Source organism: Streptomyces sp. NPDC002935 (assembly GCF_040611295.1).
GTDB lineage: Bacteria > Actinomycetota > Actinomycetes > Streptomycetales > Streptomycetaceae > Streptomyces.
Window position 1 is genome coordinate 65,441 of the sequence record NZ_JBEXNW010000033.1, and the last position, 14,529, is coordinate 79,969.

11 protein-coding genes are annotated in these 14,529 nt (G+C 69.1%); 5 read left to right on the forward strand and 6 right to left on the reverse strand.

All coding sequences use genetic code 11. The features are described from left to right. Positions 1–373 precede the first annotated feature (373 nt). Positions 374–2,899, forward strand: a complete 2,526-nt coding sequence (locus ABZX90_RS33825) for an ATP-dependent Clp protease ATP-binding subunit (RefSeq protein WP_351126244.1) — start codon at positions 374–376, stop codon at positions 2,897–2,899. Between the two features lie 76 nt (positions 2,900–2,975). Here ABZX90_RS33825 and ABZX90_RS33830 read toward each other — a convergent pair whose 3' ends face one another. Then, the gene (locus ABZX90_RS33830) at positions 2,976–6,107 is read right to left on the reverse strand and encodes an NACHT domain-containing protein (protein ID WP_355211330.1); all 3,132 of its coding nucleotides are present in this window, start codon (positions 6,105–6,107) and stop codon (positions 2,976–2,978) included. Between the two features lie 616 nt (positions 6,108–6,723). Between ABZX90_RS33830 and ABZX90_RS33835 the strand changes: the two genes are divergently transcribed. Further along, positions 6,724–7,440 (forward strand): M23 family metallopeptidase, encoded by a 717-nt coding sequence (locus ABZX90_RS33835; RefSeq protein ID WP_351126240.1) that lies wholly within the window; start codon positions 6,724–6,726, stop codon positions 7,438–7,440. An 87-nt stretch (positions 7,441–7,527) separates the two neighbouring features. Here the strand turns inward: ABZX90_RS33835 and ABZX90_RS33840 are convergent, their stop codons facing one another. Continuing rightward, positions 7,528–8,145 carry a TetR/AcrR family transcriptional regulator gene (locus ABZX90_RS33840; protein ID WP_351126239.1) on the reverse strand — a complete coding sequence of 206 codons (618 nt, stop codon included), beginning with the start codon at positions 8,143–8,145 and terminating at the stop codon, positions 7,528–7,530. Positions 8,146–8,317: 172 nt separating this feature from the next. Between ABZX90_RS33840 and ABZX90_RS33845 the strand changes: the two genes are divergently transcribed. The 3 genes from ABZX90_RS33845 (at position 8,318) to ABZX90_RS33855 (ending at position 11,051) form a co-directional block, all read left to right on the forward strand. Continuing rightward, on the forward strand, positions 8,318–9,949 hold the full coding sequence (locus tag ABZX90_RS33845; RefSeq protein ID WP_355211333.1) for an MDR family MFS transporter: 1,632 nt from the start codon (positions 8,318–8,320) through the stop codon (positions 9,947–9,949). Positions 9,950–10,087: 138 nt separating this feature from the next. After that, positions 10,088–10,507 carry a helix-turn-helix transcriptional regulator gene (locus ABZX90_RS33850; protein ID WP_355211390.1) on the forward strand — a complete coding sequence of 140 codons (420 nt, stop codon included), beginning with the start codon at positions 10,088–10,090 and terminating at the stop codon, positions 10,505–10,507. 97 nt (positions 10,508–10,604) lie between these two features. Next, positions 10,605–11,051 carry a VOC family protein gene (locus tag ABZX90_RS33855; RefSeq protein WP_351126235.1) on the forward strand — a complete coding sequence of 149 codons (447 nt, stop codon included), beginning with the start codon at positions 10,605–10,607 and terminating at the stop codon, positions 11,049–11,051. A gap of 42 nt (positions 11,052–11,093) precedes the next feature. On the opposite strand, the gene cseC is transcribed toward ABZX90_RS33855, so the two are convergent. From cseC to ABZX90_RS33875, 4 genes are read right to left on the reverse strand one after another with little or no spacing between them, the layout of a single operon-like run. Continuing rightward, on the reverse strand, positions 11,094–12,602 hold the full coding sequence (cseC, locus tag ABZX90_RS33860) for a two-component system sensor histidine kinase CseC (RefSeq protein ID WP_351126233.1): 1,509 nt from the start codon (positions 12,600–12,602) through the stop codon (positions 11,094–11,096). Positions 12,603–12,610: 8 nt separating this feature from the next. Next, a complete protein-coding gene (gene cseB, locus ABZX90_RS33865) occupies positions 12,611–13,318 on the reverse strand; it encodes a two-component system response regulator CseB (protein WP_355211337.1) in 708 nt (235 codons plus the stop codon). 19 nt (positions 13,319–13,337) lie between these two features. Then, positions 13,338–13,988: a hypothetical protein gene (locus ABZX90_RS33870; protein WP_351126229.1), complete on the reverse strand. Its 651-nt coding sequence runs from the start codon at positions 13,986–13,988 to the stop codon at positions 13,338–13,340. Continuing rightward, positions 13,976–14,527: a SigE family RNA polymerase sigma factor gene (locus ABZX90_RS33875; protein ID WP_351126227.1), complete on the reverse strand. Its 552-nt coding sequence runs from the start codon at positions 14,525–14,527 to the stop codon at positions 13,976–13,978. Before ABZX90_RS33875 ends, ABZX90_RS33870 begins: the two co-directional genes overlap by 13 nt. Positions 14,528–14,529: the final 2 nt, after the last annotated feature.

A 14,529-nucleotide genomic window follows, 5' to 3' on the forward strand; every position in this document is an offset into this window, starting at 1 on the left:
CAGAGTTCCGGAAAAAGGGGCGTGCCGGAGCGTTCGGCCGGGCATGGATGTTCGCCCGTAGCGGAGGGAACCGGTGCGAACGGCATGGACTGTCCGTGCCTACGGGTAAGACATCCCTAGTGGGAGGGGCGACACGCACGGCTTGGGCATCTCACGTTCGCCATCGGCGTACAGCGGGAGAGGGTATCTGCCTGGCCTGCGGGAACATCGTCTCGCACCATCAGGTTGGAGCAGATGTCGGCGTTCGGGGTCAGGAGGCCAAGGACGGTGTCGGCAGTTGGAATGAGCGGTCCCCGCTTGCGGGACTAAGCTGCGGAAGGACAGCGAGGGGAGCGTCCCCTCACTGCCTGACCGCTCTGAGGAGCGATTAACGATGTTCGAGAGGTTCACCGACCGCGCGCGGCGGGTTGTCGTCCTGGCTCAGGAAGAAGCCCGGATGCTCAACCACAACTACATCGGCACCGAGCACATCCTCCTGGGCCTGATCCACGAGGGTGAGGGTGTCGCCGCTAAGGCCCTGGAGAGCCTCGGGATTTCGCTCGAGGCGGTCCGCCAGCAGGTGGAGGAGATCATCGGCCAGGGCCAGCAGGCGCCCTCCGGCCACATTCCCTTCACCCCCCGTGCCAAGAAGGTCCTGGAGCTGTCGCTCCGCGAGGCCCTTCAGCTGGGCCACAACTACATCGGCACGGAGCACATCCTGCTCGGCCTGATCCGTGAGGGCGAGGGCGTCGCCGCCCAGGTCCTGGTCAAGCTGGGCGCAGACCTGAACCGGGTGCGGCAGCAGGTCATCCAGCTGCTCTCCGGCTACCAGGGCAAGGAGACCGCCACCGCCGGTGGTCCTGCCGAGGGCACCCCCTCCACGTCCCTGGTCCTCGACCAGTTCGGCCGGAACCTCACCCAGGCCGCTCGTGAGTCCAAACTCGACCCGGTCATCGGGCGCGAGAAGGAGATCGAGCGGGTCATGCAGGTGCTGTCCCGCCGTACGAAGAACAACCCGGTCCTGATCGGTGAGCCCGGCGTCGGCAAGACCGCCGTCGTCGAGGGCCTCGCCCAGGCCATCGTCAAGGGCGAGGTGCCCGAGACCCTCAAGGACAAGCACCTCTACACCCTCGACCTGGGCGCGCTGGTCGCCGGCTCCCGCTACCGCGGTGACTTCGAGGAGCGCCTGAAGAAGGTCCTCAAGGAGATCCGCACCCGCGGCGACATCATCCTGTTCATCGACGAGCTCCACACGCTGGTCGGTGCGGGTGCCGCCGAGGGCGCCATCGACGCGGCCTCGATCCTGAAGCCGATGCTGGCCCGCGGTGAGCTGCAGACCATCGGCGCCACCACGCTGGACGAGTACCGCAAGCACCTCGAGAAGGACGCGGCCCTTGAGCGCCGCTTCCAGCCGATCCAGGTGGCGGAGCCTTCCCTCCCCCACACGATCGAGATCCTCAAGGGTCTGCGCGACCGGTACGAGGCCCACCACCGCGTCTCCATCACCGACGAGGCCCTGGTGCAGGCGGCGACGCTCGCCGACCGGTACATCTCGGACCGCTTCCTCCCCGACAAGGCGATCGACCTGATCGACGAGGCGGGCTCCCGGATGCGCATCCGTCGGATGACCGCACCGCCGGACCTCCGCGAGTTCGACGAGAAGATCGCGGGAGTGCGCCGCGACAAGGAGTCGGCCATCGACTCCCAGGACTTCGAGAAGGCGGCCTCTCTCCGCGACAAGGAGAAGCAGCTGCTGGCGGCGAAGGCCAAGCGCGAGAAGGAGTGGAAGGCCGGCGACATGGACGTCGTCGCCGAGGTCGACGGCGAGCTGATCGCCGAGGTCCTGGCCACCGCCACGGGCATCCCGGTCTTCAAGCTGACCGAGGAGGAGTCCTCGCGTCTGCTGCGCATGGAGGACGAGCTCCACAAGCGGGTCATCGGCCAGAAGGACGCCATCAAGGCGCTCTCGCAGGCGATCCGTCGTACGCGAGCGGGTCTGAAGGACCCGAAGCGTCCCGGTGGTTCCTTCATCTTCGCCGGCCCCTCGGGTGTCGGTAAGACGGAGCTGTCGAAGACCCTCGCGGAGTTCCTCTTCGGTGACGAGGACGCGCTGATCTCCCTCGACATGTCGGAGTTCAGCGAGAAGCACACGGTCTCGCGTCTCTTCGGTTCGCCCCCCGGCTACGTGGGCTACGAAGAGGGCGGTCAGCTGACCGAGAAGGTCCGCCGCAAGCCGTTCTCCGTCGTCCTCTTCGACGAGGTCGAGAAGGCCCACCCGGACATCTTCAACTCGCTGCTGCAGATCCTGGAGGACGGTCGCCTGACCGACTCCCAGGGCCGGGTCGTGGACTTCAAGAACACGGTCATCATCATGACGACCAACCTCGGCACCCGGGACATCTCCAAGGGCTTCAACCTCGGCTTCGCGGCCGTGGGCGACGTCAAGAGCAACTACGACCGGATGAAGGCCAAGGTCAACGAGGAGCTGAAGCAGCACTTCCGCCCCGAGTTCCTGAACCGTGTCGACGACACGGTGGTCTTCCACCAGCTCACCGAGGAAGACATCATCCAGATCGTCGACCTCATGGTCGCGAAGGTGGACGAGCGTCTGAAGGACCGGGACATGGGCATCGAGCTCAGCCCGAGCGCCAAGTCCCTCCTCGCGAAGAAGGGCTACGACCCCGTCCTGGGCGCCCGGCCGCTGCGCCGGACCATCCAGCGCGAGATCGAGGACGTCCTCTCCGAGAAGATCCTCTTCGGCGAGCTCCGTCCCGGCCACATCGTGGTCGTCGACACGGAGGGCGAGGGCGAGGCCAAGGCCTTCACCTTCCGGGGTGAGGAGAAGTCGGCGCTGCCCGACGTCCCGCCGATCGAGCAGGCTGCCGGTGGGGCTGGTCCCAACCTGAGCAAGGAGGCGTGACCTCCGGGTCCGCCTGAAAGGGGCTGCCCCGGGACTTCGGTCCCGGGGCAGCCCCTTTTTTCAGGAGGGGGAGGAGTCACAGAATGTTGTGGGTCGTCGTTGTCCTGTGTTCGCCGGGCAATTGGCCCGCGAGATGTTCCGGCGCGGTGCCGGTGTCCGAATTGAGGACGAAATCGACCGTCCGCAGATTCGGCAGCAGGGACCGGAGCGCGGACAGGTCCTCGTTGCCCACCAGCTTTCTGAGCTCCAGGTGCTCGACGCCCGGCAGCGGCGGGGCCGACGCGAGGGATCCCAGGGCGGCCCGGTGGATCCGCAGTTCCCTGAGCCTCGGCAACGCGGCGACCTCGGACCAGTCGGCGCGGGAGAGCTCGCCGGGCACGCGGCTCAGCCACAGGGTGTGCAGGGACTGCCACTGACGCAGTCCCCGCAGCCCGGTCTCCCGCAGGACGTCCAGTCCGAAGGAGAGGACTTCCAGCGGTGAGTCCGGGGGGAGGGCCCCGCTCAGCGACGGCCCCGCGAGCCGGTGTCCGACGTTCAGCTCACGCAGCGATCTCAGCGCGGTCAGATTGCCGGGCGACGGGGTCCGTCCTTGATGGGACAGCAGGGACAGCGCCCGCAGCGGCAGCTCCGTGAGGGGCGCGAGGTCGTCGACCTCCGTGCACTGGTCGAGACCGAGCTGCTCCAGCCGCTGCTGAGCGGTCAGGAAGTCCAGGTCCCGCAGACGGTTGTTGTACCGCAGCACCAGATGCGTCACCTGGCCGGACGGCAGGCTGGAGCGCAGCTCCGCGGAGTCGATGTCCCCGACGATCTGCAGCCTGGGCCGGCCGCCCAGCTCGCGCAGCACATGGAGATGGGCGGCCGAGTGCGCGGTGAAGTACAGGCCCGCCGGGTCCAGTTCGGCGATGACCTCGGACGCGTAGCGCTCCGTGTCGAACCTGTGCCATCCCCAGGTGAGTTGGGCCCGTACGGACAGGGCCGGGTGCGAGCGGAAGCGCGCCAGTACGGGGATGGCCGCGTCGGTGCCGATCAGGGAGGCGGTGACCACGACCCCTCGGGCCTCGGTCTCGGTCAGCCCTTCCGGTCCGGGCAGCAGTTCGAGGACGAGGGGTCCCGCCTCGGCCAGGGCACGGGCCTCCTCGGAGGTCCTCGGCGGGATGAGCGCGGCCGCGTCGCCCTCCACGGCGGCCCGTACCTCGGGCGCGAGTTGCGTGGCGTGTTCCAGCGAGGCGAGGGCGAGAAGCCGTACGCGGGTCGCGGACGGCCCGCCGAGCCGTGCCGCCGAGTCGGTCATGGCGCCCAGCAGCTCGGCCCGTTCCCGTGGCCGGGCATGGGCGACGGCCATCCGGATCACGTCCGCCCACTGGGCCTCCCCGGCGTTGCGCACCAGCAGACCGAAGTCCCCGTCCTCCACCGCGGCCTTGGCGCCCAGGTAGTCCTGGAAGGTGCGGTGGACGAACTCGACGGTGCCGAGGGTGGGTTCACGGAGAAGGCCGCTGCGGACGACGAGGTGACGCAGTACCTGCGAGGCGTCGCCCTGGTGGGCGGCGGCCGGGAGGGAGGGCAGGACGTCGGCGACGATGCGTTCGGCGCGGTCGCGGTCCATCTCCACCCGGCTGTTGCGGATGAGCCAGTAGGCGAGGCGCTGCAGAAGCTGGATCTGCGGAAGTTCCGTGAGACGGATGCCGTCGGGACCGCTTCCCTGCGGAAACATGTCACGTTCGTCGTCGCGGCGCGCCAGCAGCATGGAGAGCGCGGCGTCGTACAACTCCTGCCTGCCGTGCGGCAGATAGCCCCGCCGGTCGCGGTGCAGCGCGCAGATCAGACCGCACATCAGCGGATTGGTGGCCAGGCGCCCGAGGTCCGGCTTGGTGCGGACGGCGTCGAGGAGGGAACGCTCGTAGCCGTCCAGGCGGTCGGTGTCCGGGGCGTCCAGGCGTGCCGCGGCATGCCAGCGGCGGATGAACGCCGCCACGTCGTCGCCGGTCATCGGCGAGAGGACGAGTTCGGCGAATCCGTCGGGCGCGAGCCAGTCCTCCCGCACGGCCGAGGGGCGGGACGTGACCAGCCACTGGTTGCCGGGGTAGGCGTCGAGGAGCTCGCGCAGCCAGCGGCGGGTGCGCTCGCGGTCCCGTTCGGGGATCTCGTCGAGGCCGTCGACGAGGAGCAGGCCCCGCCCGTGGCTGAGCACCCGGTCGGTCCAGCCGTCCGGCTGGGTCGCGTGGAAGGGGACGCGGACGGCGGAGAGGAAGGCGTCGGGGGCCGGAAGGCTGTCCGGGCGGCGGACGAGGGTGCGCAGAGGGAGAACGAAGGGGATGCGGTCTCCCCGCTCTCCGCGTGCGGCGGTCACCGCCAGCCACTGCACGAGCGTGGTCTTGCCGGAACCGGCCACGCCGCGCAGGAGGACCAGGTCCTGTTCCGACAGGGCCTGTTCGGCGGGCAGGGAGGTGCCCGCGGCGGCGATGCGCACGCCGCCCGAGGAGGATGTCTCCTCGTCCTCCGCGGGGCGTACGGCCTGGAGGCTGAGGTAGGCGGCGTCCAGCGGCCAGCGTTCCGGGGAGTTGACGAGGTCGATGCCGTAGATGGTGAGGTGGCTGTGCTTGGTGGCGACATGGGCGAGATAGCGCTGCTCGAAGGCCTCGTCGGTGCCGCCCGTCATGGGGGTGCGCGCGATCAGCTCGTCCACCTTGGCGATGAGAGCGCGCTGCCTGCGGCTCTGTTCCACGAGGGTGCGGGGGACAAAGGTCGAGCGCTGGGTGAAGAAGTGCAGGATGTGGAGGCAGGCCGTGTCGAGCAGGCCCTCGTAGAACAGGGTCGCGTCGAAGGACAGGTCGCGGTCGGGGTTTCCGCTCGCCGCGCGCAGGTGCAGGGCGAGCGCCTGGTGGCCGAGTTCCACCGCCTGGATGTCCGTCATGGTGACGTCGCCCAGAGCGTGCAGGGTGGTGGCGAGGGCGTGGACGACGGCTTGTTCCTCGTCGGCGGGGAGCGGGCGTTCTCCGGAGCGCAGGGCCCGGCTCACCAGCTCGGCCGAAAGGGCGGCCAGCTCCTTCTCGCCGACGACCCGTTTCTCGCCCTTGAAGGAGACGAACGCCGATATGCGTACGGGCTTGTCCACGAGCCCGGCTCCCGGGCCCTCCGCCACGAAGAGCTTCCTGACGAGAGGCGCGGCCACGCTCGATGCCAGGCGTGTGCCGACGGCTACTGGGTCCATGGCGATCCCCCCGGGAGAACGATGAGCCTGAGGGACAACCGTATGTTCTGACAGCTGATCCACGCAGCGGAGCGCGGTATCACCGCCGAGCGGGACGACCCCCTGCACCCCGCGCCGACGGCGGGGCGGGATTCCGGCGGTCGGGGACGGCCGGCCGGCTCCCCAAGAGCCTTGAAACCAGGGGCTGGAGCGTAGCCCGCGTCACATTCCGGGGGCCCTGGATCCGGCGGCCCGGTGACATGAGGCACAGGCGTTTTGTCCCCTACTAGGGCGCATAGTGGAAATGGCAAAACGGACAAAAAGGACCTTTGGCCCTGGGGTCGAGGGGTGGTTCGCGCGGTGCGGGGGCGGGTGGGCCGGGGGCAGGTTTAGCAAGGGATGTGATGGCCCCAAGTGGGGTTAAACCTCGTTTCCGACGCGAAAGCGACAAGATCCCTTCCCGAATGTCCGAGGTGTCAAGGTTCATCAAGTTTTGCGATGAAGTACTAGCTGGCGTCGTAGATGGGCTGTTTGAGTGCCCCTGGGGGTGCGGGTTACCAATGAATGGCCAACACGGCAGCAGGCAGTTCGCCGGAGTGGTTGCTCAGTCCCTTGTCCCCGTCTCCACGAGGTATTCATGTCGAAGCGCGTCACGTCCCGCAAGTCCCTTACGTCCATGGTCCGCACTCGGGCGGCCGTTCTCGCCGTCGGTCTGGGCGCCTCGGTCGTGCTGGGCGCAGGGGTCGCGACCGCCGCCGAAACCGGCCTCAGCAGCAGCGGTACCGTCACTGCGGCCAACGCCGTGCAGACGCAGGCGGCCGCTCAGGCGAAGGCCGCCGCCGCGCAGAAGGCCGCGGCTGTCAAGAAGGCGGCGGCTGTCAAGAAGGCCGCCGCAGCGAAGGCGTCCGCCAAGAAGGCCGTCGCCAAGAAGGCCGCTTCCTGGGTCGACCCGGTGGCGAAGTACACCCTGTCCGCCAGCTTCAACCAGGCCGGCGGCATGTGGGCCCACAAGCACTCCGGCCAGGACTTCGCGGTGCCGCAGGGCACCAACGTCGTCGCCACCCACGGTGGCACCGTCGTCAAGGCCGGCGGCAACGGCGCCGGTGACGGCCCCGCGTACGGCAACGCCATCGTCATCAAGCACGGCAACGGCACGTACTCGCAGTACGCCCACCTGTCGCGCATCGACGTGAAGATAGGCCAGGTCGTCACCACCGGTCAGCACATCGCCCTGTCCGGCAACACCGGTAACTCCAGCGGCCCGCACCTGCACTTCGAGATCCGTACGACCCCCAACTACGGCTCGGCCGTCAACCCCGTCGCGTTCCTGCGCGGCCTGGGTGTGACTGTCTGATCCGTCCGCGCCGGTGATCCGGCGCGGAGCCCCGGTGCGGGGCACCTGAGCAGAGCCCGAGGCGGAGCCCCGGCGCCGGAAAGCGCCCTAGGAGGCTCCGCCTCCGTGCGTCGCCCCGCCCGAGCCCCCGTGGGCCTGTGTCACCAGATCGATCGCGACCTCCAGGACGGCCTTGCGCTTGTCCTCGGGGTCGCCTTCGACGTCCTTGAGGACGAACATGCCGGCGTGCATCGTGAAGAGCGCGCTGATGCAGCGGACCTGGTCGGTCAGCGGCGACTCGGGCTCCTTGATGATCTCCAGCATGCTGATCATGCGGTCCTTGAAGGTCTCGCCGATGCTCAGCTCGCGCACCGTCGCCTGGTTCTCCTGCATGAAGCGGAAGAGCGGGGACGCGCCGCCGAGGGCGTCGCTGTAGCGGCGCAGTACCTCCTGCTTGGTCTCCAGGCTGTGCGGCTGCTGCTTGCCCCACTCGATCAGCTCGTCGAGAGGCCGCGTCAGATCCTCGAAGATGCTGATGAGGATCTCTTCCTTGGTCTTGAAGTGGTAGTAGAGCGCCGCCTTGGTGACATCGAGGTGCTCGGCGATCTCGCGCAGCGACGTCTTCTCGTAGCCCTGTTCGGAGAAGAGTTCGAGGGCCACGTCCTGGATGCGCTGCCGGGTGTCGCCCCGGCGCTGCCGCTTGCTGCCGTCCATCGTGCCGCCCATCCTCGTACTCCTCGCGCTCCCTGAAAACTTACCTGTCGCCCGGCTGGTAAAACTAGTCCAACTTACTTGACGCCCGGCTAGTTGCAGGGCTATTTTCCCTGAGTGTAGTCAGCTTGCCGGTCGGCAAGTAAGTAGCCGGACGGCGGCAGTGGTACCTAGGGGAGTGGAAACGATGGCGGACAAGACGGATGCGGCCCCAGTGGCCGCAGAGCAGGCCGGGAAACCGGCCGAGGGCCAACCGGCGGTCGAGGGCGAGAAGCGGCAGCGCAGCGTGCGCGTGGTCCTGCTCGCGCTGATGCTCACGATGATGCTGGCGATGCTCGACAACATGATCGTCGGCACGGCCATGCCGACCATCGTGGGTGAGCTCGGCGGACTCGAACACCTTTCGTGGGTCGTGACGGCGTACACCCTCGCCACCGCGGCCTCCACCCCGATCTGGGGCAAGGTCGGCGACATGTACGGGCGCAAGGGCGCCTTCATGACCTCGATCGTGATCTTCCTGATCGGCTCCGCGCTCAGCGGCATGGCCCAGAACATGGGTGAGCTGATCGGATTCCGGGCCATTCAGGGTCTCGGCGCCGGCGGTCTCATGGTCGGCGTCATGGCGATCATCGGTGACCTCATTCCGCCCCGTGAGCGCGGCAAGTACCAGGGCATGATGGCCGGCATCATGGCGCTGGCGATGATCGGCGGTCCGCTGATCGGCGGCACCATCACCGACAACTGGGGCTGGCGCTGGTCCTTCTACATCAACCTGCCGCTCGGCGCGATCGCGCTCGCCGCGATCAGCATCGTCCTGCACCTGCCGAAGAAGCGGTCCGAGACGCGCATCGACTACCTCGGTGCCGCGCTGCTGACCGTCGGCATCACCTCCATCGTCCTCGTCACCACCTGGGGCGGCACGGAGTACGCTTGGTCGTCCGCGCGGATCATGGAGCTCATCGGCCTCGGCGTCGCCTCGCTGGTCGGGTTCGTCTTCTGGCAGACCAAGGCCGCCGAGCCGATCGTGCCGCTGCACATCTTCCGTAGCCGCAACTTCACCCTGATGTCGATCATCGGCTTCGTGACCGGCTTCGCCATGTTCGGCGCCACGCTGTTCCTGCCGCTGTACCAGCAGGCGGTACAGGGCGCGTCCGCGACCAACTCGGGTCTGCTGCTGCTGCCCATGCTGGGCGCGATGCTCGTGACGTCGATGGTCGCCGGGCGGGTCACCACCGCCACCGGCCGCTACAAGATCTTCCCCGTCATCGGCGGTGTGCTGATGGTGATCGGCCTCTATCTGCTGTCGACGATGGACACGGACACCACCCGTTTCATGTCCGGCGTCTACATGGCCGTCCTCGGCCTGGGCATGGGCTGCCTGATGCAGGTCACCATGCTGGTGGCGCAGAACAGCGTCGAGATGAAGGACATGGGCGTCGCGTCCTCCTCCACCACCCTGTTCCGTACGCTCGGCTCGTCGTTCGGTGTCGCCGTCATGGGCGCGCTGTTCAACAACCGCGTCAAGGACGTCATGGCCGAGAAGGCCGGCGCGCTGGGCTCGAAGATCACCGAGCAGTCCCCGCAGCTGGACGCGGCGAGCCTGGCGAAGCTGCCGGCGGCGGCGCGCGAGGCCTACCAGCACGCGGTGTCGGCCGGTACGCACTCGGCCTTCCTGCTGGGCGCGTCGGTGGCCGTGATCGTGATGATCTCGTCGGTGTTCGTCAAGGAGGTCGCCCTCAAGGGAGCGGGCGCGCCCAAGCCCGGCGAGGGCGGCGCGCCGGACGAGGCACCCCAGGTCCCGCTCGCCGAGCCGGTCTGACCCGATCGCGGGGTCGACCCTTCCTTCGGCCCCTGAACTCCTCGCAACGAAGGCCCCCGGCGCTGTCCGCCCCGGGGGCCTTCTCTTGTGTCGGCGTGACTGTCAGTGCCGCGTGCCACCATCGGGAACGTGGACCGAATGCGGCAGTTGCGGCTCGCCAAGGACGTCATGGATCGGGACTGGGCCGAGCCCGGCACCGATCTCGACGCGCTGGCCGCGCGCGCCGGATATTCGCGGTACCACTTCATACGGGCCTTCAAGGCGGCGTACGGCGAGACACCGGGCCAGTATCTGACGCACCGGCGCATCGACCGGGCGGAGGACCTGTTGCGGACCGCGAACCTCTCGGTGACCGAGATCTGCCATCTGGTCGGCTTCAGCAGCCTCGGTACCTTCTCGGCGCGCTTCAAGACATGGACCGGGCTGACACCGAGCGAGTACCGGGCGAAACACGTGGGGCGGGGTGCCGCGCTCATACCCGGCTGCTACGCCATGCTCTGGGCCGGCGGCTTCCGGACGGGGCCGGGCGCGCGGCAGCGCAATTCCGAAGAAGCGTAGTGACCCGGAGGCTGCCTACCGTGGCAGAGCACGCACAGAGGACGACGATCCGGTACGACCGCGCACACCGCGCGCCCCCGCACACCTGGAGCACACCATGATCAAAGGACTCGCCATTTCGACCGTCTGGGTCCTCGACCAGGACCGGGCCAAGGAGTTCTACACCGAGAAGCTCGGGCTGGAAGTCCGTACGGACATGACGATGGGCGACGGCGGTATGCGCTGGCTCACCGTCGGCACCCCGGAGCAGCCCGATGTCGAGCTGACCCTCATGGTGCCCGGACCGCCCGCCATGGACCCCGAGTCCGCCGAGATGATGAAGAAGCTGGTCGCCAAGGGCGCGCTCGGCGCGGGGGTGCTGAGCACCGACGACATCCACGGCGACTACAAGAAGCTCAAGGACCGCGGGGTGGAGTTCCTCCAGGAGCCGCAGGAGCGGCCGTACGGGACGGAGGCGCTGTTCCGCGACGACTCGGGGAACTGGTTCTCCTTCACCCAGCGCCGCGAGGGCGCCCTCGACCTCGACAAGGACTGGAGCCAGTAGGAGCCGGCGCGGGAGCCCCGGGGACAGGACCTCGTCCTCCGGCTACTTTCCGGACGCCGGCAGCATCGGGTAGCTCCCCGTGCTCGTCGGCGCGTGCTCCGGCAGCCACAGCACCGCGACCGCGCCCTCGGCGGGTACGCCGTCCGGGGCCCCGGCGGGCCGTACGTTGCGGAAGGTCAGACGCGCGCCGAGCACCCGGGCCTGGCCCGCGGCGATGGTGAGGCCCAGTCCGTGGCCGTCGCCCGCGCGGTCGGTGCTGCCGGTGCGGAACCGGCTCGGCCCCTCGGCGAGGAGCTTCTCGGGGAAGCCGGGACCGTGGTCGCGGACGCGGATGACGCGGCCCTCGACGGTGACCTCGATCGGCGGTCTGCCGTGCCGGGCGGCGTTCGCGAGGAGGTTGAGCAGAACGCGTTCGAGGCGGCGCGGGTCCGTCGTGACCTCCGACTCGTGCACCACACGCACCTCGACGTCCGCGCCCTTGGCGGCCACCCGGCGGGAAACGAACTCGCCGAGCATGATGTCCTGCAGCTCGGCCCGCTCGGAGGCGCCGTCGAGCCGGGCGACCTCCAGGACGTCCTCGACGAGCGTACGCATGGCCTGCGCCCGGTCCCGTACGAGCTCGGTGGGGCGGCCGGGCGGCAGCAGTTCGGCCGCCGTGAGCAGTCCGGTCACCGGTGTGCGCAGTTCGTGGGCGATGTCGGCGGTCACCCGGCGCTCGGCCTCGATGCGCTGCTGGAGCGCGTCGGCCATGGCGTCCACGGCGCGCGCGAGGTCATCGGTCTCGTCGAGGACGACACCGCCGATCGCGTCCCGCACGCGGACGTCGGTCTCGCCCTTGGCGACCCGGTTCGCGGCGGACGCCGCCTTGCGCAGCCGGCGCGACAACTGGCCGCCGATGAGCACCCCGAGCGCGCTGCCGCCGAAGACGACCGCGATGGAGCCGATGATCAGCGCCTGGTCGAGGTCCTTCATCACGTCCGCGTTGCGGTCCGTGAACCGTTCGTGCCAGGACAGCACCTGGCCGTTCCTGAGCGGGACGGCGGCCCAGATGTCCGGCACGCCGCTCGCGTTGTCGGAGACGTACGTCGCCCGCCGCCCCTCCGAGACCTTCGCCAGCAGGTCCGCCGGAATGGAGGGATCATCGATCTTGGCCCCGAACGGCGGCTGTCGGCCCGGCCCGTACATGCGGTCGGCGAGCTGGATGCGCTCGTCGGCCAGGTCGCGCGAGTTGTCCAGCATCGAGACGCGGGCCGCGTTGTGCACGACCAGGCTCAGCGCGATAGCGACCAGCGCCCCTACCAGGGCGATCGCCGTGCTGAGCTTCCAACGGATGCCCGTACGAATACTCGTACCCGAATCCGTGCCCCGGTCGATACCGATGCTCAGACCTCTACCCCTGCCGGTGCCTCTGCGGGTGCCGGTGCCCCTGCGGGTGCCGTTGCGCGGGCCCGTGCCCACACCACCGCCCGCGTCCGGGCCTCTCCCCGGAATCGGCCCCTGCCCCGGAACCGAGGGCTGCCCCGGAGCCGAGCGCTGAAATATCCCCCGCATACCCCTGCTCAGGCCTTCAACTTGTAGCCGAAGCCGCGGACCGTCTCGATACGGTCCTGGCCGATCTTCGTACGCAGCCGCTGCACATGGACGTCGACCACACGGGTGTCCCCGCCCCAGCCGTAGTCCCACACACGCTCAAGCAGCTTGTCGCGGCTCAGCACCGTCCCGGGCGCCGAGGAGAACTCCAGGAGCAGCCGCATCTCGGTGGGCGTCAGGCCCACCGGCGTACCGTTCCTGCGCACCTCCATGCCCTCGGTGTCGATCTCCAGATCACCGAAGGCGAGCATCCCGCCGTCCACCGGAGCGGCCCCCTCGGCCGCCGCGCCCTGGCCGCCGTTGGCGTGCCCGAAGCGGCGCAGCACCGCGCGGATACGGGCGACCAGCACGGCGCCGTCGAAGGGCTTGGTCACATAGTCGTCGGCGCCGGCCTCCAGGCCGAGCACGACGTCGATCGAGTCGGCGCGCGCGGACAGCATGATGACCGGCACGGTCGACTCGTCGCGGATACGGCGGCACAGCGAGACGCCGTCGAGCCCGGGGACCATCACGTCCAGCAGGGCGATGTCGGGACGGTCGGCGCGGAACGCCTCCAGGCCCGAGAGCCCGTCGGGCATGGCCGTGACCGCGAAGCCGTCGCGTTCCAGAGCGAGTTGCGTGGCCTCGCGGATGACGTCGTCGTCCTCGACGAACAGGACGTGGGTCTGCTCTGCCATCCGGCTGTTCCGTCCGCTCTCAGTTCGCGTCGGGGGTGGCCGAGCTGGCGCCGCCCACCGCGTTGCTGTAGTCGTTGTGGATCCGGGACTGCTCGACGAACCGCGTCGCGGACCAGCCGTAGGTGATCACTTCCTCGCTGGAGGGGTACGACACCGGGTCGCCCTTCTCGTACAGCTGCTGGGTGACCACCAGATCGCCCCGGTCTATCTCGGCGTACACCGGCGGCTCCTCGGCCTTGAAGACATTCTCGTACGTGCCGTGCTCCTCGCGATAGACGTACGAGCCGACGCCGACGGCATCGGCACAGGTCATCACATTGATCACGATGTCGTTGGAAGTCCCGCCCGTCAGGTCCCCGTAGGACACGTCGACCGGGTACTCGTCGGCGACGCACGGCTTGAGGTCGCGCTTGACCGCCGCGCTGACCTCAGGGTCGGCCTTGACGATCCTGACCGCGTCCACCCGCTCGGGCGCCCGGCTGGGCGAGCCGGAGACGACCGGGGTCGTGGCGCCCTTGGCGACCGCGTCGCTGCCCGCCGGGCCCTCGTCGCGAGCGCCGGTGCCACCGGTGGCGCACGCGGTCACGAAAAGGCCGAGGGCGGTGAGCCCGGCCGCCGCCGAACTCCCCGCCTTCAGGGCCTGTCTTGCCCGAACTCCTAGGCGGCGCAACGCTCCCGCTCCTTACTCGCTTCGAGCGCGCGGGCGGCGCTCTCCTCGTGGTCCCGGCTCTCCAGCTCCTCGCGGAGCCGGGCCAGCGCCCGGTGCAGCGTGCTCTTGACCGTTCCGGCCGACATACCGAGTGCGGCGGCCGTCTCCTCCGTGGACATCTGCTCCCAGTGTCGCAGCACCACGACACTGCGCTGCTTGGGTGCCAGCACCTTCATGATGTCCATCAGCAGCGCGCGGTCCGCGTGCTGCTCGGTGGCGTCCTCCACGCTCGCGTCCGGCAGTTGCTCGGTGGGCACCTCTTCGAGCTTGCGGGCCCGCCACCACTCGGTACGGGTGTTGATCATCACGCGGCGCAGGTAGGCGTCGGCCAGTCGCTTGTCGGCGATGCCTTCCCAGCGGCCGTACGTCCGGACGAGCGCGGTCTGGAGCAGGTCCTGGGCGTCGACCGGGTCGGGGACCAGGCGGCGGGCACTGCGCAGCAGCGCGTCCTGCCGAGTGCGGACGTACTCCTCGAATTCGAGCACCTCGCCGTGCGCCATGA